The 22,169-nt window shown below is 58.3% G+C and carries 18 protein-coding genes; 7 read left to right on the top strand and 11 right to left on the bottom strand.

Going from position 1 to position 22,169, the window contains the following annotated elements; all coding sequences use genetic code 11:
- Positions 1 to 178 precede the first annotated feature (178 nt).
- Positions 179 to 1,294 carry a citrate synthase gene (gene citZ / locus ACFPPD_RS09170; protein WP_209749580.1) on the bottom strand — a complete coding sequence of 372 codons (1,116 nt, stop codon included), beginning with the start codon at positions 1,292 to 1,294 and terminating at the stop codon, positions 179 to 181.
- A gap of 549 nt (positions 1,295 to 1,843) precedes the next feature.
- Here citZ and ACFPPD_RS09165 point away from each other — a divergent pair.
- Positions 1,844 to 3,385, top strand: coding sequence for a Ppx/GppA phosphatase family protein (locus tag ACFPPD_RS09165; protein ID WP_209749581.1), 1,542 nt, complete (start codon positions 1,844 to 1,846; stop codon positions 3,383 to 3,385).
- A 24-nt stretch (positions 3,386 to 3,409) separates the two neighbouring features.
- Here the strand turns inward: ACFPPD_RS09165 and ppk1 are convergent, their stop codons facing one another.
- The 9 genes from ppk1 to ACFPPD_RS09120 all read right to left on the bottom strand — a co-directional run bounded on the left by ppk1 (position 3,410) and on the right by ACFPPD_RS09120 (position 15,165).
- On the bottom strand, positions 3,410 to 5,506 hold the full coding sequence (gene ppk1, locus ACFPPD_RS09160) for a polyphosphate kinase 1 (protein ID WP_209749582.1): 2,097 nt from the start codon (positions 5,504 to 5,506) through the stop codon (positions 3,410 to 3,412).
- Between the two features lie 107 nt (positions 5,507 to 5,613).
- Entirely contained in the window at positions 5,614 to 6,024 is a 411-nt protein-coding gene (locus ACFPPD_RS09155; RefSeq protein ID WP_378081946.1) for an FxsA family protein, read from the bottom strand.
- Complete coding sequence (locus tag ACFPPD_RS09150) at positions 6,015 to 6,506, bottom strand: acyl-CoA thioesterase (protein ID WP_209749583.1); 492 nt, start codon at positions 6,504 to 6,506, stop codon at positions 6,015 to 6,017. The genes ACFPPD_RS09155 and ACFPPD_RS09150 overlap by 10 nt, the downstream gene beginning before the upstream one ends.
- 105 nt (positions 6,507 to 6,611) lie before the next feature.
- Positions 6,612 to 8,366 (bottom strand): pyruvate kinase, encoded by a 1,755-nt coding sequence (gene pyk, locus ACFPPD_RS09145; protein WP_209749584.1) that lies wholly within the window; start codon positions 8,364 to 8,366, stop codon positions 6,612 to 6,614.
- 48 nt (positions 8,367 to 8,414) lie between these two features.
- Complete coding sequence (locus tag ACFPPD_RS09140; protein ID WP_209749585.1) at positions 8,415 to 9,380, bottom strand: acetyl-CoA carboxylase carboxyltransferase subunit alpha; 966 nt, start codon at positions 9,378 to 9,380, stop codon at positions 8,415 to 8,417.
- A complete protein-coding gene (gene accD / locus ACFPPD_RS09135; RefSeq protein ID WP_209749586.1) occupies positions 9,370 to 10,236 on the bottom strand; it encodes an acetyl-CoA carboxylase, carboxyltransferase subunit beta in 867 nt (288 codons plus the stop codon). Before accD ends, ACFPPD_RS09140 begins: the two co-directional genes overlap by 11 nt.
- Positions 10,237 to 10,294: 58 nt before the next feature.
- Positions 10,295 to 10,483, bottom strand: coding sequence for a glutamate decarboxylase (locus ACFPPD_RS09130; RefSeq protein ID WP_135151778.1), 189 nt, complete (start codon positions 10,481 to 10,483; stop codon positions 10,295 to 10,297).
- A 223-nt stretch (positions 10,484 to 10,706) separates the two neighbouring features.
- Complete coding sequence (locus ACFPPD_RS09125) at positions 10,707 to 11,441, bottom strand: alpha/beta hydrolase (protein ID WP_209749587.1); 735 nt, start codon at positions 11,439 to 11,441, stop codon at positions 10,707 to 10,709.
- 100 nt (positions 11,442 to 11,541) lie between these two features.
- A complete protein-coding gene (locus ACFPPD_RS09120) occupies positions 11,542 to 15,165 on the bottom strand; it encodes a DNA polymerase III subunit alpha (RefSeq protein ID WP_209749588.1) in 3,624 nt (1,207 codons plus the stop codon).
- Positions 15,166 to 15,295: 130 nt separating this feature from the next.
- On the opposite strand from ACFPPD_RS09120, the gene ACFPPD_RS09115 reads away from it, so the two are divergent.
- The 3 genes from ACFPPD_RS09115 to ACFPPD_RS09105 all read left to right on the top strand — a co-directional run bounded on the left by ACFPPD_RS09115 (position 15,296) and on the right by ACFPPD_RS09105 (position 16,501).
- Positions 15,296 to 15,622, top strand: a complete 327-nt coding sequence (locus tag ACFPPD_RS09115) for a YtrH family sporulation protein (RefSeq protein ID WP_209749589.1) — start codon at positions 15,296 to 15,298, stop codon at positions 15,620 to 15,622.
- A 6-nt stretch (positions 15,623 to 15,628) separates the two neighbouring features.
- Positions 15,629 to 16,126, top strand: a complete 498-nt coding sequence (locus tag ACFPPD_RS09110) for a hypothetical protein (RefSeq protein WP_378081941.1) — start codon at positions 15,629 to 15,631, stop codon at positions 16,124 to 16,126.
- A 78-nt stretch (positions 16,127 to 16,204) separates the two neighbouring features.
- Positions 16,205 to 16,501, top strand: coding sequence for a YtpI family protein (locus ACFPPD_RS09105; RefSeq protein WP_209749590.1), 297 nt, complete (start codon positions 16,205 to 16,207; stop codon positions 16,499 to 16,501).
- A 21-nt stretch (positions 16,502 to 16,522) separates the two neighbouring features.
- On the opposite strand, the gene ACFPPD_RS09100 is transcribed toward ACFPPD_RS09105, so the two are convergent.
- Positions 16,523 to 17,872: a DRTGG domain-containing protein gene (locus tag ACFPPD_RS09100; RefSeq protein ID WP_209749591.1), complete on the bottom strand. Its 1,350-nt coding sequence runs from the start codon at positions 17,870 to 17,872 to the stop codon at positions 16,523 to 16,525.
- A 138-nt stretch (positions 17,873 to 18,010) separates the two neighbouring features.
- Between ACFPPD_RS09100 and ACFPPD_RS09095 the strand changes: the two genes are divergently transcribed.
- The 3 genes from ACFPPD_RS09095 to ACFPPD_RS09085 all read left to right on the top strand — a co-directional run bounded on the left by ACFPPD_RS09095 (position 18,011) and on the right by ACFPPD_RS09085 (position 22,038).
- Positions 18,011 to 19,387, top strand: a complete 1,377-nt coding sequence (locus tag ACFPPD_RS09095) for a sensor histidine kinase (RefSeq protein WP_209749592.1) — start codon at positions 18,011 to 18,013, stop codon at positions 19,385 to 19,387.
- A 292-nt stretch (positions 19,388 to 19,679) separates the two neighbouring features.
- Complete coding sequence (locus ACFPPD_RS09090; protein WP_209749593.1) at positions 19,680 to 20,339, top strand: hypothetical protein; 660 nt, start codon at positions 19,680 to 19,682, stop codon at positions 20,337 to 20,339.
- Complete coding sequence (locus ACFPPD_RS09085) at positions 20,332 to 22,038, top strand: GMC family oxidoreductase N-terminal domain-containing protein (RefSeq protein WP_209749594.1); 1,707 nt, start codon at positions 20,332 to 20,334, stop codon at positions 22,036 to 22,038. The genes ACFPPD_RS09090 and ACFPPD_RS09085 overlap by 8 nt, the downstream gene beginning before the upstream one ends.
- Positions 22,039 to 22,169 lie beyond the last annotated feature (131 nt).

Below are 22,169 nucleotides of genomic sequence, written 5' to 3'. Positions count from 1 at the left end.
GTAGTTCAAAAAGTCCGATGTTGATCACGAAGTGAGTCAGGGAGCTTATTCGGCATCGAATCTTGAATGCTGCACGGAACTTCCGGTGCTCACGTAGGTTTTGCCTACGCTCCGCTCCTCATTCCCTAGCTTTTTTCAACCTTCTCGGTGCTGAACATCGAACTTTTTGAACACGCACTTAACCGCGTTCCGCGATCGGAACGTAGCGTTGGTCTACCGGTCCGACGTATTCGGCGCGCGGACGGATCAGACGGTTGTCTTGGTATTGCTCGAGAATATGCGCGCTCCAACCGGATACGCGGCTGATCGCGAAGATCGGCGTGAACAGGTCGCGCGGGATGCCGAGCATCGTATAGCAAGACGCGGAGTAGAAATCCACGTTAGGCTTCAAGCCTTTCTGGCCGGTCACGAGATCTTCGATCTTGATCGACATTTCGTACAGTTCCATGTCGCCGTTCAGCTCGCCGAGCTGGCGGGACATTTGCATCAGGTGCTTGGCGCGAGGATCGCCGTTTTTGTAAACGCGGTGTCCGAAGCCCATGATTTTCTCTTTGTTGTCGAGCTTGCCTTGAATGTACGATTCCACGTTAGCCAAGGAACCGATCTCGTCCAGCATGACCATGACCGCTTCGTTGGCGCCGCCGTGCAGCGGGCCTTTCAAAGCGCCGATCGCCGACGTTACGCCGGAATAAATATCGGACAACGTCGCCACGGTCACGCGAGCGGCGAACGTGGAAGCGTTCAGCTCGTGGTCGGCGTGCAGCACGAGCGCTTTGTCCATCGCTTCGACCGCTACGGCCGCGGGCTCTTCTCCCGTCAGCATGTAGAGGAAGTTGTGCGCGATGCCTACGCCTTTCTTAGGGGCGACGGGCTCTTTGCCTTCGCGGATGCGGGCGTAAGCCGCGACGACCGTCGGCAATTGCGCTTGCAGCTTCACCGCTTTGCGGGCGTTCGCGGCCGCGCTCATGTCGTTCGCTTCGCCGTCGTACAGAGCAAGGCTGGACACCGCCGTACGGAGCGCCGCCATGGAATTGCTGCCTTTCGGATACAGGCGCAAGCCCGCGATCGCTTCCTCCGGAATCGCCGCGTATTCGCTCAATTCCGCGATCAGCCCGTCCAGTTCCGATTGCGTCGGAAGCTTGCCGTGCCACAGCAAATAAGCGACTTCTTCGAACGTCGCTTTCTCCGCCAACTCGTCGATGTTGATCCCTTGGTAAGTGAGAACGCCGTCGATAATGGAGCTGATGGACGATTTTGCCGCCACGATTCCTTCTAGACCTTTGGTTGCCGTCATATTTCTCTCTCCTTTAGAGGTTGTTCAAAAAGTCCGATTATGATCACGATGTGAATCAAGAAGCATATTCGGCATCGAATCTTGAATTCAGCCTGGACTTCCGGTTCTCACGTAGGTTTGCCTACGCTCCGATCCTCATTCCCTAGCTTCTTTCAACCTTCTCGGTGCTGATAACCGAACTTTTTGAACGCGCACCTTTATCGTCGTAACTCGGTTCCACGGCTTGTCTCCATAAGACGAGCATTGCGGTTCCGATAACAGTCTGCGCGCGAGCAAGAAGCTACGATAACACAATAATGAACGTAAACCGCGAGTTCTTTCGCATTTTTTGACCTTTTTTAATGATAATCGATTTTTACAGGGAATGGAACCGATCGGGACATAAAAATGCTTTATCGGTTTCATAACGAAACGTTCTTGATCCAGGCGCCTTCGCCCCTCCATAACTCTATTAGTGATGCGCCGAAACCGTATATTTATTCCATTCCGGCGTATGTGATACAATGGAGCGAAGAAAAACCGGATTCCGCTCGGCTGGAGGTCGAACTCGTGCAACATCCCGTCAATCAAGTCACCGGCATTATCGACATCGGTTCGAATACCGTCCGCCTGTCCGTCTATCATATCAACGACAACGGCGCGTACCGCGTCGTCGATCAAGGCCGTTGGCCCGCGCGCCTGAGCCAGCGAATGGAAGCCGACGGAACGCTTCCGGATTCGGCCGTCGAAGAGCTTTGCGAAGTGTTGCGGCACTTCCGCCGCATCTGCCAGAAGCACGGCGCCAGCCGGATACGGGCCGTCGCGACGGCGGCGATCCGCCAGGCCGGCAACCGCGAATCGGTCATCGAGAGGCTTCGCCGGCACGCCGGTCTGTCCGTCGAAATATTATCCGGGGAAGACGAGGCCCGCATCGGAAGCAAGGCGATGCTGAGCAGCCTGAGCGTCCGCGACGCTTTCGTCGTCGATATCGGGGGAGGCAGTACGGAAATCACCCTCGTCCGCAACCGCAAAGTCGTATCCGCCGTCTCGTTCCCGATCGGCTGCGTGAACGTGTCCGGCCGATTCGGACTCGGCTCGTCTCCCGTATCGCCGGCCATCTTGACCGAGATTCAAGCCGAAGCCATGCGCCTCTTCGCCAGCGAGAAGTGGATTTCCCGGCATCACGGCTTGCCGTTGATCGGTCTCGGCGGCACCGTCCGCGCCCTTGCCAAGCTTCATCAGCGCCAATCCAATTACCCGTTTCCGTATTTGCACGGCTATGAGCTGGACAAGTCCGCATTGGCCTCGACGCTCGGCAGGCTGGCCAACGTTCCCGTGAACCAAAGGCGCAAGCTGCCCGGATTGTCCAAGGACCGCGGGGACGTCATCGTTCCCGGGATGGCCATTCTTCTCGCCGTCGTTCAACAGACGCAGTCTTCCCGGATCGTCGCTTGCGGCGCCGGCTTGCGGGACGGGTTGTTCTTCGAGACTTGCTTGCCCGGCAACGAGCCGCAAGCGGACAATTACGCGTTGGAAGAGAGCATTCGCAATCTGACCGCGTTATATCCCGCCGCTCCCGTCGAGCATCTTCAGCAAGTGCGCATGCTGGCGCTTGCCTTATTCGACCAACTGTCCGCCAGAACTTCGATGCCCGAGTCGTCCCGTACGCTGTTGGACGCCGCTTCGAGGCTATTCAAGATCGGCGCGGTCATCGACTTCAACGATTGCGCGGACCATACGTTCTACATGCTGCTTCATACCCATTGGAACGGTCTTTCCCACCGGGAAATGCTCATGACCGCCGCCATCGCCTCTTACCGCGGAGCGAACACGCTCCGGCGCAAGCTTGCGCCTTACCGCTCCATCGTTCGGGGCGGAGATTTCCAGACGATCGCCAAGCTCGGCTCCCTGCTTCAGTTGGCGGCCGCACTCGACCGGAGCGAGTCGCAAGCCATCACGTCGCTGGAACTGGCGGTCAAGGGCAACAAGCTCCGCCTGCTGGCGAACGCGGCTCACTCCCTTCCCGTCGAGAAGACGGAGGTGGACGGCATGGCCAAAGAAATCAAAAAAAATTGGGGGATCTCCCCCGAACTTCAAGTCCGGGTCAGATAATCCCCCTAGCGCCCTTCTCTATGTTTATCTTCGCGTCGTCTGCGCTGCGCCGACCGATTTCCACAGCGGGATGTCTCCCGCCAGGAATTGGCTGCGCAGCGGCTCGTCGGCGCTCGCCACCTTCGCGTACGTCCCCGCGGAAGACAGCTCTCTCGCCTTCTGGTTATCCCGCAAATTCAGTTGAAGCAAGTTCATGAGCATCAGCCGAATGCCCGCGTCGTACACGGGACACATCAATTCGACCCTGCGGCTCAAGTTCCTCGTCATCCAGTCCGCGCTGGATATGTACACCATCTCGTCTCCGCCACCGGCGACCGCGAGAATTCTCGCGTGTTCCAAATAGCGATCCACGATGCTGATGACCCGGATGTTCTCGCTCAAACCTTGCACCCCGGGCCGCAAGCAACATACGCCCCTGACGATCAGCTCGATCTTGACGCCCGCCTGGGAAGCTTCGTATAGTTTATCGATTATCGACTGGTTCGACAGCGAATTCATCTTGGCGATAATGCGCGCCGGCTTGCCCGTCTTCGCGTGTCCGATCTCCGCGTCGATCACTTCGAACAATCGCGGCTTCAAGCTTACCGGAGCGACCGCGAACGCGGACCAGAGCCGCGGCGCGGAATAGCCGGTCATCTCGTTGAACAAGGCCGTCGCGTCCGCTCCGATGTCCGGATGGCTCGTGAACAGGCCGGCGTCCGTATAGAGTCTGGCCGTATTCTCGTTATAATTACCGGTGCCGACGTGCACGTACCTTCTCAGCGTATCCGCCTCGCGGCGAACGACGAGGGTAATCTTGGCGTGCGTCTTCAAGCCGACCAAGCCGTACACGACGTGGCAGCCGGCTTTCTCGAGCTGCCTGGCCCATGCGATGTTGCGCGCCTCGTCGAACCTCGCCTTGATCTCGACGACGACGGTCACTTGCTTGCCCGATTCGGCGGCCCGCGCGAGCGCCTGCACGAGCACCGAGTTGACGCTCACCCGGTACAGCGTCATCTTGATCGCCAGCACTTCGGGATCGTCCGCCGCTTCGAGGATGAAGTCGTTGACGACTTCGAAGGATTCGTACGGATGGTAGACGAGCACGTCTTTTTCCCTTAGAACCGAAAGTATGTCGTCCGTTTCTTCGAATTCGTCCGGATAGACGGGCTCCTGCTTCGGATAACGTAGATGCTCGTAATTCGGCAGGGAACCGGCGAATTTGGATAGGAACCCTAGATCGAGCGGCCCGTCGATCTCGTCGAACGTCTCGACCTCCATCTCGAGTTCGTCGCGCAAGAGCTCGAGCGCGTCCCCGTGCATCCCTTTCTCGATTTCCAGCCTGACCGGCAGCCCTCTTCTGCGCCGGCGAAGCTCCTTCTCGATCTCCTGAAGCAAGTCTTCCGCGCCTTCCTCGTTCGGCGTCAGGTCCGAATTGCGCGTTACGCGGAAAGCATGGGCGGACTCCGTACGGAAACCGCTGAACAACAAGTCGATATGTTCTTTAATCAGGTCTTCGAGCAGCAAATAGCTTAACTTGCGGCTGTTCTTGCGTCCCGGGACCGGAACGGCGCGCGACAGGATCGACGGCACTTGCACGATCGCGCACACCGACTCCTCTTCCTCCGGCTCCCGCTGTTCCTCTTGCTTCAGAACGACGGCCAAATACAGCTCCTTGCTGTGCAATAACGGAAAAGGACGGCTCTGATCGACGGCCATCGGCGTCAGTACCGGATAGACGATTTCCTTGAAATAAGCGGTCAGCGCTTCCTTCTGTTCGTCGTGAAGCTCCCGGAACGAAGTCAGAGACACGCCTTCCTTCGCGAGCAACCGCAGCAGCTCGCGATAAGTCCGATATTGCTCCCTGACCATGCTTGTCGTTCGTTTCATGAGCCGCTTGATCAATCCTTGCGGCGTATATCCCGTAAAATCCGTCTTCGTGTAACCCGCCCGGCTTTGCGCTTGCAGGCCGGCGACGCGAACGCTCATGAACTCGTCCAAGTTACTCTGGACGATCGACAAAAACTGAAACCGTTCGAGCAGAGGGGTTCCCGGATCGACGGCCTCCTCCAGCACGCGGCGATTGAACTCCAGCCAGCTTAAATCGCGATTGATGTACTTTTTGGCGCTAGTCACGTTCATTCCCTCCCATCTCTATCATTATGTCAGTCGATTGTAAACGAGACGTTAACGCGAGGTAAACGAAAGGTTAAAACGAACAAGCCATACGATGCTTATCGCCCGAACCGTCAAGATCCGTAAGGTCCACCGCGAAAAGTAAGCCGCCCGCCCCGGTATAACCGCTCCAGCCAGCGGTACAAGAACAGCCGGTAAAGCGGCCGCGTCGCGGGAATGATCATCGTCAGGCCGACGATATCCGACAAGAAGCCGGGCACGATCAACAGAATGCCGCCGGCAAGCACGCACAGCCCGTCGAGCAGCGTATGACCCGGCGGCTCCCCCGCCTGCATCTGCCTTTGCGCCTGCGCCAGGACGCGCTTGCCTTCCGAGCGGATCAACCGGGTTCCGAGGAACGCGGCCAACAGCACCAATACGAACGTCGCCCAGCCTCCGATCCAGCGGCCGACCATATAGATTCCCCATAACTCCAGTACGACGGCGATCACGATAGGCGCCATCCATTTTCTTTTTACCTGCATCCGTCATCTTCCCCCTTTATCAACCCGGACAATCGAACGAGCCCCGCATGCCAATCCGGAGCTTCCCGCGACAGACGAACGGGCTTCCAGTTCTCGTTCACCCAGACGTGGCGGGTACCGCCTTTCACGAGAATCGTGCCCGGAGGTTCTTCGCCCTCGTAGCATTGCCCGTGCGTCTCCGTCTGATCGCCCGCGACGACCCGGGATTCGAACCGGACGCGCGCGCCTTTCATCTCGGCCACCCGCGTGTAGACGGTAATCCAATCGTCGTAAGCAGCCGGCTGCTTGAACGAGGCTTCCACGTCCGTCACCGGGAGTAGCAGTCCCCTTGCTTCCATCTCCCGATAGCTGATGCCGGCGCGTCTGACCCATTCGGTTCTTCCGATTTCGAACCAGGTCAAATAATTGGCGTGGTAGACGACGCCCATCCGATCGGTTTCTTCGTATCTGACCCGCAGCGGATGCAAAAACCATTTGCCCAAGCTCCACTCCTCCTTGGCGCGGCCGGCTCGCACGGAAACCGACGCCGATATAAAAATCCCCCGCAGCGTGGCTACGGGGAATTCGATAGACGTTGTGAAAGTCGGTTACATAACCTTCGCTTGGCCGGAATAGATCACGCCGTGTTCCGCGTAGATCGTCACTTCCATGCCGTCTTGAAGCAAGGAAACGACGTTATCGACGCCGACGATGACCGGGATGCCCAAGTTCAATCCGACGACGGCGGCATGGCAAGTAATGCCTCCGCATTCGGTGATGACCGCGGCGGCCTTCTCGAACGCCGGCATATATTCCTTGTCCGTGGAAGGCGCGACGAGAATCGCTCCCGGAACCATTTTGCGAACGGCTTCTTCCGGATTGCTCGCGATGACGACTTTGCCGGTCGCGCTTTGGGAGCCGATGCCTTGGCCTTTGGCGATCAGTTCGCCGACGTTGTGAATTTTGATCAGGTTCGTCGTGCCGGAACGTCCGACGGGAACGCCGGCCGTAATGATGATCGTGTCGCCGAGGCGAACGTAGCCGGTTTCGAGGGCGCCTTTCACGGCGATCTCGAACATTTCGTCCGTCGTCGTCGCGGAAACGCCTTTCACCGGGTTAACGCCCCATACGAGTTGCAAGCGGCGAAGCACTTGCTCTACCGGCGTAACGGCGATGATCTGGGATTTCGGTTTGTACTTGGAAATCATGCGGGCCGTATAGCCGCTCTCCGTGGACGTCACGATCGCTTTCGCGTCGAGATCGAGCGCGGCATTCGCGACCGCTTGGCTGATCGCCTCGGTAACGGACGTCTGCTGCGCGTTCGCTTGCTTCGTGAAGATTTCTCGGTAGTGCAACGCGGATTCCGCTCGAACCGCGATGCGGGACATCGTCTCGACCGACTCTACCGGGTATTTGCCGGCAGCCGTCTCGCCGGACAGCATGATCGCGTCCGTGCCGTCGAAGATCGCGTTCGCGACGTCGGAAGCTTCCGCGCGCGTCGGACGCGGGTTGCGTTGCATGGAGTCGAGCATTTGAGTCGCCGTGATGACCGGCTTGCCGGCGCGGTTGCACTTCTCGATCATGAGCTTCTGAACGAGCGGCACTTCCTCGGCCGGGATCTCGACGCCGAGATCTCCGCGCGCGACCATCAAGCCGTCGGACACTTCCAGGATTTCGTCCAGGTTGTCCACGCCTTGTTGGTTTTCGATTTTCGAGATGATATGGATATGCCGAGCGTCATGGCGTTCGAGCAACTCGCGGATTTCGAGTACGTCGCTGGCGCGGCGGACGAACGAAGCGGCGATGAAGTCGACGCCGATCTCGATGCCGAACTTGATGTCCCCGATGTCCTTTTCCGTCAGGCCGGGCATCGAAATCGCGACTCCCGGTACGTTAACGCCTTTTTTGCTTTTGATTTGGCCGCTGTTGACGATCTGGCACTTGATCTCCGTACCTTGGATGTCCACGACCGTCATGCCGATCAAGCCGTCGTCGATCAAAATCGTCGAGCCGACGTGAACGTCGCCCGGCAATTCCTTGTACGTGATCGGAACGCGGTTGATGTCGCCGAGAATTTCTTCCGTCGTCAGCGTGAGGTACTCGCCTTGAACGAGCTCGAGCGGCTCTTCCTTCAGCTTGCCGAGGCGGATCTCGGGGCCTTTCGTGTCGAGCAGGATCGCTACCGTTTTGTTCAACTCTTTGCAAGCTTGGCGGATCGTTCTGATCCGGTTGCCGTGCTCTTCGAAATCTCCGTGGGAGAAGTTGAGGCGGGCGACGTTCATGCCTGCCGCGATCAGCTTTTTCGTGTTCTCGAGCGATTCGCTGGAAGGGCCGATCGTACAGACGATTTTCGTTTTACGCATGATTTCTTTTTCCTCCGTTTACCTATCCATGGTCGCGTTTATATTGGGCTATTCGAGCCCGGCGGTACCGAAACGTCCGACTTTGCGGAATTTCGCGTACCGGTCTTCCCTCAGTTGGTCCGGCGTCATCCGCATCAATTCCTGCAAATGGCGCCATAAAGCTTCCCTGATCGCTTCGGCCTGCTTCGCTTTGTCGCGATGGGCGCCGCCTTGCGGTTCGGGAACGATATCTTCGATCACGCCGAATTGCAGCAGATCTTTGGCCGTGATTTTCATCGCTTCCGCCGCTTGGTCCGCCTTGGAGGCATCCTTCCACAAGATGGAAGCGGCCCCGTTCGGCGAAATGACGGAGTAGATCGCGTTCTCGAGCATCAGGACGCGATTGCCCACGCCGAGCGCGAGAGCGCCTCCGCTGCCGCCTTCCCCGATGACGAGGCAAATGACCGGCACGCCGAATTGCGCCATCTCGAACAGATTGCGCGCGATCGCTTCCGATTGGTTGCGTTCCTCGGCGGTATCTCCGGGATAAGCTCCCTTCGTGTCGATGAACGTAATGATCGGACGGCCGAATTTGTTCGCTTGCCTCATGAAACGGAGCGCCTTCCGGAAGCCTTCCGGATGGGGGCTGCCGAAGAAACGCAGGATGTTGTCCTTCGTATCTTTGCCGCGCTGGTGGCCGACGACGGTAACCGGGACGCCGTTCAGCTTCGCCAGTCCTCCGACGATCGCCAGGTCGTCCGCGAAGACGCGGTCCCCGTGCAGTTCGATGAAATCCGTGAATACGAGATTTATGTATTCCAGGGACGTCGGGCGTTGATGATGGCGAGCCATATGCATGATCTGGGCCGCGTTCATGTTGCCGTAGACCTCGGCTTCCAACTGTTTATAGCGTTCCTCGAGACGGCCGATTTCATCGGAGAAATCGATCTGCTTCTCGGCGCCGAAATGCTTCAGTTCGTCGATCTTCTTGCGGAGTTCGGCGAGCGGCTTCTCAAAGGGAAGATCACTGGACATCTGCCGGCTCTCCTTTCCCTGCGTGCATGTCGAGCAGCTTCGTGAGCATCGCTTTCATATCCTTGCGGTGAACGACTTTATCCAATTGTCCGTGCTTCAAGTTAAACTCGGCCGTCTGGAAATTGTCGGGAAGCTTCTGGCGGATCGTCTGTTCGATGACGATGCGTCCGGCGAAGCCGACGATCGCGCCGGGCTCGGCCAAATTGTAATCGCCTAGGCTCGCGAAGCTGGCGGATACGCCGCCGAGCGTCGGATCCGTGAACACGGAAATGAACAAGCCGCCTTGCTGGTCGAATTTCGCCAGCGCAGCGCTCGTCTTGGCCATTTGCATCAAGCTCAATATGCTTTCCTGCATCCGCGCGCCGCCGGAAGTCGAGAAGCAGACGAACGGCACCTTCTTCTCGGTGGCCAGCTCGATCGCGCGGGCGACTTTCTCGCCGACGACGGATCCCATGCTGCCGCTGAAGAAATCGAAGCTCATGACGCCGATGACGACGGGGAACCCGCCGATCTCGCCTTCTCCGGTCACGATCGCGTCCTTCAGCCCGGAGTTCGCCTTCTGCTGTTCCAGCTTGGAAGCGTATCCCGGGAATTCGAGCGGATCTTCGGAAATCAAGTTCTCGTCGATCTCAAAAAGACGCCCGTCGTCGAGCGTCATCGCGATGCGCTCCCAGGCGTTCAAGCGGAAATGGTGTCCACAGGAAGAACAAATCTTCAGGTTCTTCTCCAGTTCCTTGCTGAACTGGATCGTTCCGCATTTCGGGCAGCGGTTCATGAGCCCTTCGGGAATATCCCTTTTCGTCCGTTCCGAAGGAACGACGGCGTATTTCTTCTTCTGGAATAAATCCTTGAACACAGCGACACCTCTCACTAGCGTTAAATGGCGACCGTCAAGCTGTAGGTATCGAACTGGATTACAGGTGCAGAATGCTGCCTAATACCTCTTGCACTTCCCGTACTTCGCCGGATGGGACTAATATTTCGTACTGCGGTTTCGTTAGGTTGATGGGGCGAACTTGTACGAGAAAGCCTTCGTCGGTAAGACGCTTTTGTATCCGTTCGGCGATCTTAGCGGTCGGCGCGATGTAGATGACCGTCCACATGATGCGGTACCCCCAATGTCAAGATCCTTCATTCGTTGCGGCGATTCATATAAAGAAAAGATAAAGAAATCATAGCACAGATGTCCCGAGACTAGCAACCGAACAACGTTGCGGAGCGATCCGCCGATCGCTTGGAACCCGCCGAGGCGAGCATACGCGAGAAAAAGGCGACTCGTCGCGCGAGCCGCCTCTCATTTCCAGCAATATTACCGCGAGCCGCCCCTTACTCCATCGGCAACCATTCGATCGCTTCCGCGATCCGGGCATCCCAATACGCCCAATTATGATCCCCGGGCCCTTCCCCGTAGTTGAGCGGCAATCCGAGATCCAGGCAACGGTCCCGGAAGCGGACGTTGTCCGCGTACAAGAAATCTTCCGTGCCGCATCGCTGATAGAGCATCGGGATAGGCCTCTTGGCGACGACCCGCTCGGCCAGCGCGAACAAATCGTTGCCGGACCCCGCGACGTCGTCCGGCTGCCCTAGCGCGAGCCGGATATCGCCGCCGAACTCCTCTTCGACGAGGCGTTGGACGTCCATCGCTCCAGACAAGCTGACGGCGGCCGCGTAACGTTCCGGATGGGAGAGTCCGAGCTTGAACGCGCCATAGCCGCCCATAGACAGTCCGGCAACGAAGTTATGCTTACGTTCCGCGGACAACGGAAAGAACGATCTCGCGATTCTCGGCAGTTCCTCGCTCACGAACGTCCAGCAGGCGGCCCCCGATTTCATGTCGGCGTAGAAGCTTCGATTGACCGCCGGCATGACGACCGCCAAGCCGCGGGCCGTCGCGTAACGCTCGATCGACGTGTTCCGGCTCCATGCCGATTGGTCGTCGGACAAGCCGTGAAGCAGCGTCAGCGTCGGGAGAGGACCGGTCGCGGGCTGCGGAAGGATCACGTTCATGGTAGCTTGGATTTGCAACGCTTCCGAATAAAATTGACATTGGATAAAGGCCATCTCGTTCACGTCCCATCGTCAGGAGTATTCGTTCGTCTCTTTGCTCGTTAATCCGTTCTTCGGCGACTGCCGAACTTTCGGTTTAACGAGCTTTTCCTTGTTACTTGGCGACGATGCTACCCGTGCCGAGCAGCTTCTCCATCTCTTGGATCAGCTCCGGCGTCGGGCTCACCTTGAATTCCTCGCTCAGCGCGACCGTTCGGCGTTCGCGCTCGTAGCGCAGCACAGTCGGCAGCTCGCCCGGATGAGCCTTGAGCAGCAGCTTCAGCCGGATCAGCGTCGCGGGCAGCTCGTGCGGTTCGTCGATCCGGATATAGACGCGCCGCGGCCGCGCCGAGGAACTCGCCGGTGCTTGGCTTGCCGGAGCCGGACGTCCTTTGGGCGCCGGCGCGGCGGACGTCCCGCCGCGAGTCTGCGGGGACGAAGCGTTGCCTTGACGGTTCGCATACCCTCCTCCGCCGTAACGCGAGCCCTGCCCGATCCTGCGCAACCGCTCGACCTGCATCTTCAAGTCCGGCGATTCCAACGGCAGAATATCGTCCGCCAACAGCTTATAATCTTCGTCTCCCTGCTGGACTTTGGCCCTGACGAATACGAGAGAGCCTTTCTTGGCGACGTTAGCCGCCTTGGCCCACGTCGTCGGGAAGGCGACCAGCTCGGTCGCCATGATCCGGTCCTCGATTTCGAGGAATGCCATCGCTTGGCCCTTCTTCGTAACGAACGGCTTGAGCGAGACGATCATCCCCGAGGTGAAGACGGTCGCACCGTCGGACGCTTCCGCGATGTCGACGAGCCGATCCAGCTTAAGGGTCTCGAACTCTTCGTCGTAGGCGTCCAACGGGTGGCCGGACAAGTAAAGGCCGAGCAGCTCGCGCTCGAGCTCCAGCATCTGCGTCCGGTCGTACGGGGGAACCGCGGGAAGCTCGACGTCCCAATTCGGAGCCTCCTCCAAGCCGAACAGCTCGATCTGCAGCTCCTCCCGCTCCTTGCGCCAAGCCGCGGCGGCGAAGAGCGTCGGCTCGAGCGCGGCCAGCTGCTGCGAGCGATGGCCCGGCAACGCTTCGAGCGCGCCCGCCTGCACGAGCGATTCGATGACGCGCTTGTTGCACGTCCGCGGATCGATCCGCCTGCAGAAATCGCTCAAGCTTTCGAAGGGTCCGTCCTTGCGCTCGCGCAGGATGCTTTCGATCGCCTGCGTGCCGACGTTCTTCACCCCGGCCAGCCCGAAGCGGATTGCCCCGACGGTGCCCGCGCCATCGGCCGACCGCGCCGTCGGCGTGAACAATACGCCGCTTTCGTTCACGTCCGGCTTCAGCACTTGGATGCCGATCCGCCGGCATTCGTCCACGTATTCCGCCGTCTTCCGCTGGTTGCCGACGACAGAAGTCAGCATGGAAGCCATGAAAGCGGTCGGGTAATGCGCCTTCAGATAGGCCGTCTGGAACGCGAGCACCGCATAGGCCGCGGCATGGGCTCGGGGGAATCCGTAGTCCGCGAACCGAACGATCAAGTCGTACACGTTATTCGCGACTTGATCGTCGTAGCCAAGCTTTAAGCTGCCCCTGACGAAGGCGGCCCGTTGCTCGTCCAGCACCTCGCGCTTCTTCTTGCTCACCGCGCGCCGCAGCAAGTCGGCTTCGCCGAGCGAGAAGCCCGCCATCGTCGAGGCGATCTGCATGATCTGCTCCTGATAGACGATGATGCCGTAAGTATCTCCCAGAATCTGCTCCAGGTTGCGATGCGGATATTCAACCTCGACCAGTCCGTGCTTCGCGCGAATGAATTGAGGAATGAATTCCATCGGTCCCGGACGGTACAGCGCGAGCACCGATACGATATCCTCGAACGAACTCGGCTTCATCTCCTTGAGCACGCGCCTGACGCCCGTCGACTCCAATTGGAAGATGCCGGTCGTGTCTCCGCGGCCGAGCAGTTCGTACGTCGGCCCGTCCTCGTAGCTGACGTCCTCCCAGCGCAGGTCGCGTCCGGTCTGCTCCTTGATCGAGGCGAGCGATCGCTCGATGATGGACAGCGTACGCAAGCCGAGGAAGTCCATCTTGAGCAAGCCGACCGCTTCCAGGTTCTCCATCGAATATTGCGTCAGCGGAACGCCGTCCGTGCCTTCTTGCAGCGGAACGTAATCGGTCAGCGGGTCCGAGGAGATGACGACGCCCGCCGCGTGCGTGGACGCATGCCGCGGCATGCCCTCGACGCGGCGCGCCATCGCGATCAATCCGGCGCTCGCCGAGTCGCCGTCCGCGATCGTCTTGAACTCCGGGCTTTCCTTCATCGCCCGTTCGATCGACATGCCCGGCATCGGCGGGATAAGCTTGGCGACCCTGTCTACGTCTCCGTACGGCAAGTTCAGCACGCGTCCGACGTCCCGCACCGCCGCGCGCGCGGCCAGCGTGCCGAACGTGATGATCTGCGCGACGTGCTCGGACCCGTATTTATCGACGACGTATCGGATCACTTCCTCGCGTCTCTCGTCGCTGAAGTCGATGTCGATATCGGGCATCGTCACGCGCTCGGGATTCAAGAATCGCTCGAATAGCAACTTATGCTTGATCGGGTCGACGTCCGTGATGCGTAGCGAATACGCCACGAGGCTGCCGGCGGACGATCCCCGCCCGGGTCCGGTCATAATGCCGTTCTCGTGCGCGAACCGGATGAAATCCCAGACGATCAGGAAGTAATCGTCGAAGCCCATCTCTCCGATCACGCGAAGCTCGTAAGCCAGACGTTCCTCCGCCTTCACGCGGAAGTCGTCGTCCTTCCATTCCGCCAAAGCCCCGTACCGGGAAAGCAAGCCTTGCCCGCACAGCTCCCGCAAATACAGGCCGGCCGTGCGTCCTTCCGGAAGCGGGGAGAACGCCGGCAGGATATGCCGGCCGAACTCGAGCTCCAGCTTGCAGCTGTCCGCGATCTTGAGCGTGTTGGTGATCGCGTCCGGCACGTGGCGGAACAGGCCGGCCATCTCTTCGCCGCTCTTCAGGAACAGCGCGCTCGTCGCGATCTTGAACCGGTCCGGATCGTCGATCGTCTTGCCCGTGCCGATGCACAGCAGGACGTCCTGCAACGAAGCGTCCTCTTCGCGAACATAGTGCGAATCGTTCGTCGCGACGAGCGGAATGCCGAGCTCCTCCGACAGCTTCAGCACGCCCGCGGATACTTTTTTCTGCTCGAGAATGCCGTGGTCTTGAAGCTCGAGATAGTAGTGCTCGCCGAACAACTCGCGATAACGGACCGCCGTTGCCTTCGCCGCCTCGTAATCGTCGTCCATCAGCTTGCGGCTCAGCTCGCTGCTCATGCATCCGCTTAGGCAAACGAGTCCTTCCGCATGCTCCGTTAACGCCTCGAAATCGATTCGCGGCCGGTAATAGAAGCCTTCCAGATGGCCGATCGACGAGAGCTTCATCAGATTGCGATAGCCGGTCTCGTTGCGCGCCAGCAGCGTCAGATGATAGATCGGCTGCTCCTTGCGCGATTGCCTCTCGTGCCTCGAGCCGGAAGCCACGTAGGCTTCCATGCCGATGATCGGCTTGATGCCGTGCTCGACGCAAGCTTTATAGAACGGGATCGCCCCGTACATGACGCCGTGATCGGTCAATGCGAGCGACTTCATGCCGAGCTCGGCCGCCTTCGCCGTCATCTCCTTGATGCGGGCGGCCCCGTCCAGCAAGCTGTATTCGCTATGAACGTGCAGATGAACGAAATCGCACATCGTTATCCCTCCATCCATTTCCCCGAAGGCCTTACGAAAACATATGTTCCTCTTCTTGCAATTGTATCATAAGGAAGCGGGAGAGTCCCATACATATCTTAGAGAGGACAACCGTCGGAGGGGGATTCGCATGGACGGGTTCATGACGAAAGCGGCTTTCAGCTTCTTCATCGCGTTCGGCGTCGTCGTCGGGGCGGCATTGCTGGCCGGGATCGGCTCGGTTCTCTTGATGACTCCGCCCAAGGTAAAAATGGTGCAGGTGGCCGAAAACCTGAAAATCTGGGCGATCGTCGCCGCGGTCGGCGGCACGATCGATCCGATCCGCGTCATCGAGTCCAACGTGACGGAAGGTTACCTGACTCCCGCGATGCACCAGGTCGGCTACATTATGTTCGCTTTCCTGGGCGCGCACATGGGGACGGAGCTCGTCCTGTGGATGTGCCGCAGCGGGGGGTGACGGACGGTGAGAGTGCCTTCCTTTTCGAAATTCCGCCGATTCATGCAGGCGACCGCCTTCTTCGTCTGCGGGGCGATCGTCGGCGCCGCCGTCTTTAACGCGTTGAAGCTGGATATCGTCGAGCAGGTGTACAAGGAAAATTACGAGATCCGCGATCAGTTGGAGACGCTGAAGAACGATATGAAGCTGGCCAAGGAAACGCGCAAGGAGAACGTCGTCAGGCAAATCGTGACGATCTTGGAGCAAAGCGACCGCGAGACGGGGAACATCGACATCTTGACGCAGACCGAGCTGAAAAAAAAGCTGAAGCGCGATCTCGAGATTTTCGTCGGGCTCAGCATCTACAAGATCAACACGCACGCCGAATTCGCCCGCAAGCTGCTCGGCAACAAAGTGTTCGCCGACGTCGGCGGCAAAGACTACAAAGTCGTCATCCGCACGATGCTGCTCGTCGACGGGGTGCTGCAGGTGTGGGCTTCCGCCGAGGAAGTGCCCCATACGTAGGGCGAACCGACTCCGATTGTGGTATAATCGTCCGCATGATGGACAATTCGTCCGCCCGAGAAGGAGTTGCTCGTTTCCATGAATTCCGCTTTGCAATGGGTCGTCGGCATCTTGATCGTCGTTACCTGCTGCTCGTCCGCCTTTTACAGCTTCCGCTCCCGTCGTTCCGGCAATCGTCGCGACAGCGGATTGTACGCTTCGCGCATGAACATCAGCATCGGACTCATGCTCATTTTCATCGCGGTCATCCAAATGTTCATGTTCACCGGCTCGTCCGTTCGCGTCGTCGTCGGCTCCGTGTTCATGCTGCTCGGCCTGTTTAACCTGTTCGCCGGCATGCGCAATCACTCCCACTTCTCACGACTGCCCCGATAAAAATAAACGATCGACCCGGCCTCAAGCCGGGTCGATCGTTTGCGCGGTCAGCATCGCCTTCGCGACCGCTTCTCCCTCGTGCAATGCCTCCACTTCCACCTTCACGTACCTTCTGCTCGCTTCGATGATATGCGGCACGATCGATAGGCTCGCGTCTACCGGTACGGTGCGCAGGAAATAAGTCGTCATGTTGTCCAGCACATGCTCGCTCTTGCGCAAGTCTTCCACGGCCCTGCTCGCCGCCTGCTGCATGAGCGTCGTCAGCACGCCTTCCGAGATCGTGCCGAGCGGACCGGACATTTGCGGCGTCGCCAGCCCGGTGTAGGACGGCCGGTTATCCGCGTCGCGCCGCTCCTCGAACCCGCCCCACATGAGCGCGTCGAACGTCTCTCCCAGATGAGCCGGCCTGTTCGCGAATTGCATCGCGCGAAGCACCTCGCCCCGGCTGATCGTGCCGACGAGCTTCCTTTGCCTGTCGACGACGGGCAACAGCTCGATGCCTTCCGACACCATCCGGTGGGCCGCGGAGGCGACCGGCGTGCTCAACGTCACGGTCATCGGCCTTCGCGTCATGAGCTTGTCGAGCGCTTGTCCCGGCGGGGAGCCGATCACGTCCTTGGACGTAATCATCCCGACGACCCGATTCCACTCGTCCGTGACGGGAAAACGTCCGTTCCCCGTCTCTTTGCTTAACCTCTGGAAATCCGCCACCTGCGACGACTGCCTCAGAGCATGGGAGCGCGCGCCGGAACCCGGATCGAGCAAATCCGCGATCATCATGATTTTCCGCTTGATCAACTGGTCGTACATGGCGCGGTTGATCATCGAAGCGACGGTGAACGTGTCGTGCCGGCAAGTGAGAATCGGCAGCCTGCGCTCGTTCGCCAGCTCCCTGACCTCGTCGCTCGTTCCGAATCCGCCCGTGATGAGCACGCCCGCGCCTTGCTCCAAGGCGACGCGGTGCGCGTTCTCCCGGTTGCCTACGATAAGAAGGCTGCCGGCGTCGATATAGGCCATCATCTCGCCGAGCTCCATCGCACCGATCACGAATTTATGAAGCGTCTTCTCCAGCCCTTCCTGCCCGCCGAGCAGACGCCCTTGAACGATTTCCAGCACCTCCGCGAACGTCAATTGCTCCGGATTGCTGCGGCGTTTCTTGTCGACCCGTACCGTGCCGATCCTCTCTTTGGTGCTGACGAGCCCGAGCTGTTCGGCTTCCTTGAGCGCCCTGTAGGCCGTCCCGTCCGACACGCCGCGTTCCTTCGCCATCTGGCGCACCGGCACCTTCGTGCCGATCGGAAGCTCCCGTATATATTGAAGCAATTGCTCGTGCTTCGTCGGTTCGTTCGTCGGAATATCGTTTCCCGGCATGATCGTTCCCGCTTTCCGAATGGACTTTAGTTAATTTTAAAGCAAATCGCGTTCGCGAGTATTCCATCGACCCGCAAAAAACAGTAAAGTAGGAATAGCTTTTTATGACAAAATACCCATGGATTCGAGGCGATCGCCATGACTTTTACGCCGCACGAGCTTGCCCTATACTTCCAGATCGTCGTGCTCTTATCCATTCCGCAAGCTTATATCCACCTTCGCCTCGCGTTCGCGATCTGGGGCCTGCAGCCGAAAAACCATTTTCCGAAGCTTTTTCTGTTCGGCCTCGTCAATTCCTTGCTGATCGACCTGGATCTGCTCCGCGTCCCGGCGGACGTGCATATCGCGACCTCGTTCTTGCTGTCTTTCGCGGTTCTGTACATGATGTTCCGTCCGTACGGGTTGAAAAAAATCGCGATTCTGTACTTCACTTTCACGATAGCGATCATCTTAGTCGAAATGCTTGGCGGATTGATGATTAGCTTGTTCTACGACGTCGTCAGCCAACAAAGCATGATGGAAAACCATCTCGTCCGGCCCTTATCGGTATTCTGGCCCGTAGGCTTGCTGCTCTATGGTTTATCGGTCTACGTCGAGAAACGGAACTTCGTATTTTTCAATCAATTATATCAATATTTGCTTGATCTTAAACAATCGAAAATGACGGAGCTGCTTTGGCTGACCGCTTTTCAGTTCATCCTGCTCGGCACGATGCTGGTTCCCGCCTTCGAACGCGAGCACGTCTATTCGGACTATGCCTTCCGGACGCTCATCTACTTGCTCGCCCTTATGTCGTTCGCCGCTTTGATCTATTCGCTCAGGCTGATCGTCCGCGTCCGGCAAGACGCCGTTCGCCGGACGCAGGACGTCTACGTGGAGGAGCTCGGCAAAATGCTGGCTTCGATCCGGGGACAGCGGCACGATTTCTTGAACCATGTGCAAGTGATGTCATCGCTGCTGAAGCTGAACAAAATATCGCAGCTCAGAAGCTATATGGACGATCTCGTCTCGGAATCGCGCGCGTTCAGCGACTTCGTTCCGCCGACTTCCTCTCCGGCGCTCGCCGCGTTCATCCTGGCCAAGAGCGAGCAGGCCATCGCCAAAGGCATTCGCTTCTCGTGCGACATCCCGGCTTCCGTAGACATCGACGACGCGATTAAATCCGTCGATATCGTCAAGATCATCGGCAATCTCGTGGACAACGCTTTCGACGAGAGCGAGACGCTCGAGCCGGAACGACGCCAGGTCGGCTTAGCGATCCGTTCGTCGACCGGCGAGCTGGAGATCGTCGTCAGCAATTCCGGCCGGACGTTGTCCGAACAGGACAAAATCATGATTCTCCGCCCGGGCTACACGACCAAAAAAAACGGCCACTCCGGCCTGGGACTTGCGATCGTGAGCGAACGCGTGCAATATTACAACGGGACGATGGACATCGAGTCCGACGAACTTAAGGGCATCTCGATCCGCGTCAGGTTGCCCGTCAAATATGCCGTCGCCACCGCGGCTACATAAAGAAAGGCTGCCTAGGGTTCGCGCTTACGCGACACTCCCGGGACAGCCTTTCTTTCGTTCATTTGACGAGCTTCCGCATCGCCTGTTGCACGAAGAACTCCGACTCGTGCTCCCGGTCACGTATGATTCGCGTGCGCTACTCCGTCTAGGCTACCGTCGATAGGTTGGCTTGTAAACGCATCATCCGTAGTTATAGAGCTCAGTCTGAATTCATTGCTCATATCGCCATCAATCGAGAATACATTCTTAAATAGGTTGATTAACGAGGCTTTCGAGAAGGGGTTGAGATCAAATGCAGCCTGCCGTCGCCTATGCCGCATCTACCGATCCTTATACGGACGCGACCTTTCGCGCCCTGGTCGACGCTATCGTTCCGAGTACGGCCGTACCTACGAAAACGGGGATGATCCCGACCGTCGGCGCAGTCGAACTTCATGTTCACGAGTACATGATTTGGGAATTGGATCATAGCCTGACGCTCGTCGTCGGCGTGTATCCGAGCGTCATCCCGTTAGCCGCTCCTACCGCCATGCTCCTCAATGCCGGCGCGGTTCAACTCATCGCCTCTGGGCAGGCGCAATTCGCGCCCTACAACACCGCCCCGGGAGCTATTCCTTTCGCCGCCCTGTCGCCGTCGGATCGAATCCGGACCTTGGCCTTGCTGGAGTCGTCGAACGTCGATCCCGGCGCCTTGCCCCCTCCGTATCAATACGACCTTGGGCTCGTCAAATTCATGGTGGATTTCTTAAACCGGCAGACGATGTTCGGCACTTTCTCGGAGTGGTCGGCTTACGGGACGACCCGGCTTATGACCCCGACCAGACGAAGGCTGGAGTATTTCCCGATCAGTTGGAGGCAGGTCGGTTATCCGGGCGTATCTCTCGGTTATCGGGCCCTTCTAGGTTTTCCGCTCACAATCGTACGCGAAGGAGGCGTATCCACCATTGTATGATGCCGACGTGATCGTGATCGGTTCCGGAGGCGGCGGCGCGGTCGCGGCCAAGGAGCTCGGAGAAGCGGGATTAAAAGTATTGGTGCTGGAAGCCGGGCCATGGTACGGGAACAAGAAATGGCAAAATCCGAACAGCGAGAGAGGCGGAGAATGGAGCTCCAGCTACGACGATCTGGACGTGGGGATATACAAAAGGATCTACAATTCGTACGAGAACAACATGAACGACGGAGTGTCGGGTGCCTTCCGATTCGGGCCCTCGGACCGTCGCCGCACGCCTTGGCATCGGGTCATGAAGCAGAAGGGCGATATCTGGCAGCTGTCCGGAGTCGGGGGAACGACGCAGCATTACTGGACGCAGTCGCCGCGCGCTTTTCCTAGCGCGGTTGACGGAATATGGCCCATCAGTTACCAAGAGCTGATTCCTTATTACGAGAAAGCCGAAGCCACATTGCCCGTTCAGTTCTCGCCGACGACGCCGAAGGAAGAATTGTTCTACTACGGCGCCAAAAAAGCCGGGTATCAGCTCATTCCGACGTTAAATGTCACGACGCCGGGTTACCGCCCGAATCCGAACGCGATTCTGCGAGCCAACGAACATCTGATGGACCCCAACTATTCGATGGAACAGTTATCCAACATGGTCGGCTGCACCCTGAGGGGTCACTGCGTCAACGGATGCACGACCGGCCCTACGGTAGACACAATTGCCAAAAGGAGCACTCTGGTCAGCTATATTCCCCTCGCTCTCAAGACAGGTAACGTCGCGATCCGGCCCAATTCCTTCGCGATCAAAATATTAACGGCGCAGGATTCGAAAGATGGGCTTTCCGCGACCGGCGTGCAATTTCGGGATACGTGGACGGGAGAAATCGGCGAGCTGACGGCCAAATCCGTCGTCATGGCCGCCGGCTGCATCGAATCCCCTCGCCTTTGGTTGAATTCCGGGCTGCCTCACAACGCGTGGGTAGGAAGAGGACTGACCAATCATTGTTTCGACTGGGTCGCGGGCGTATATGACGAGAAGGATCTGATGAGCATTATGGGCATGCCATCCGTTTACCCATATATGGGTCATACTTCCGGTGCCAGAGTCGATATTCCGGGGACCGGGATCTTTCAAGTGTCTTGCCTGAGTCCCGGGTTGATGTCCTATTTGACTTACGGCTTCAGCGAGGCGGGTTACGACGCCCTTAACCCTCCCGAGCCGGGTGCGCCGTGGGACATTCGCGGCCGGGTGGTCGGTCCGGCTCTGCAAGAACTGATGCTGAACTACACCCGAACAATGAGTTATCTGCTCCTCACCGACGACGAAACGCTTTACCACAACAGGGTGGAGGTCGATCCGCTGCTGAAAGACGAGAACGGGCCGATTCCGGTCGTCCATTATACCCCCAGCAAAAAAACGCTGCAAAGGCGCGATCAATTGGCCAGGCTCGCTTGCGAAACGATGCAGAAATCCGGAGCCAAAAAAATCATCCGCTCGGATACGCCGTTTAGCTTTATGCTCCATCTTGAGAGTACGATGCGGATGGGATTCGTCGTGGATACGAATTGCGAAGCTTATCAAGTCAAACGCTTGTTCATAGCCGATAACAGCGTGCACTTCAACGGCATCGGAGGACCGAATCCGACCCTTACGACGCAGGCGCTCGCGACTCGCACATCGGAAAAGATCGCCGAAAAATATTTTTGTTAACCCGATGGCGTCGAAATGGAAAAATAAAGGATCAACCCCGACAAAGCGAGAATGAGCGCAAACGCGACAGCCTTCCAAAAAACGCCTTTCATAACTCCTCCCTCGTTGCCCGTTCATTCTTCGGCAACCTT

This window comes from Cohnella suwonensis (assembly GCF_042655365.1).
GTDB lineage: Bacteria > Bacillota > Bacilli > Paenibacillales > Paenibacillaceae > Cohnella > Cohnella suwonensis.
This window is presented reverse-complemented; position numbering and strand designations above follow the sequence as displayed.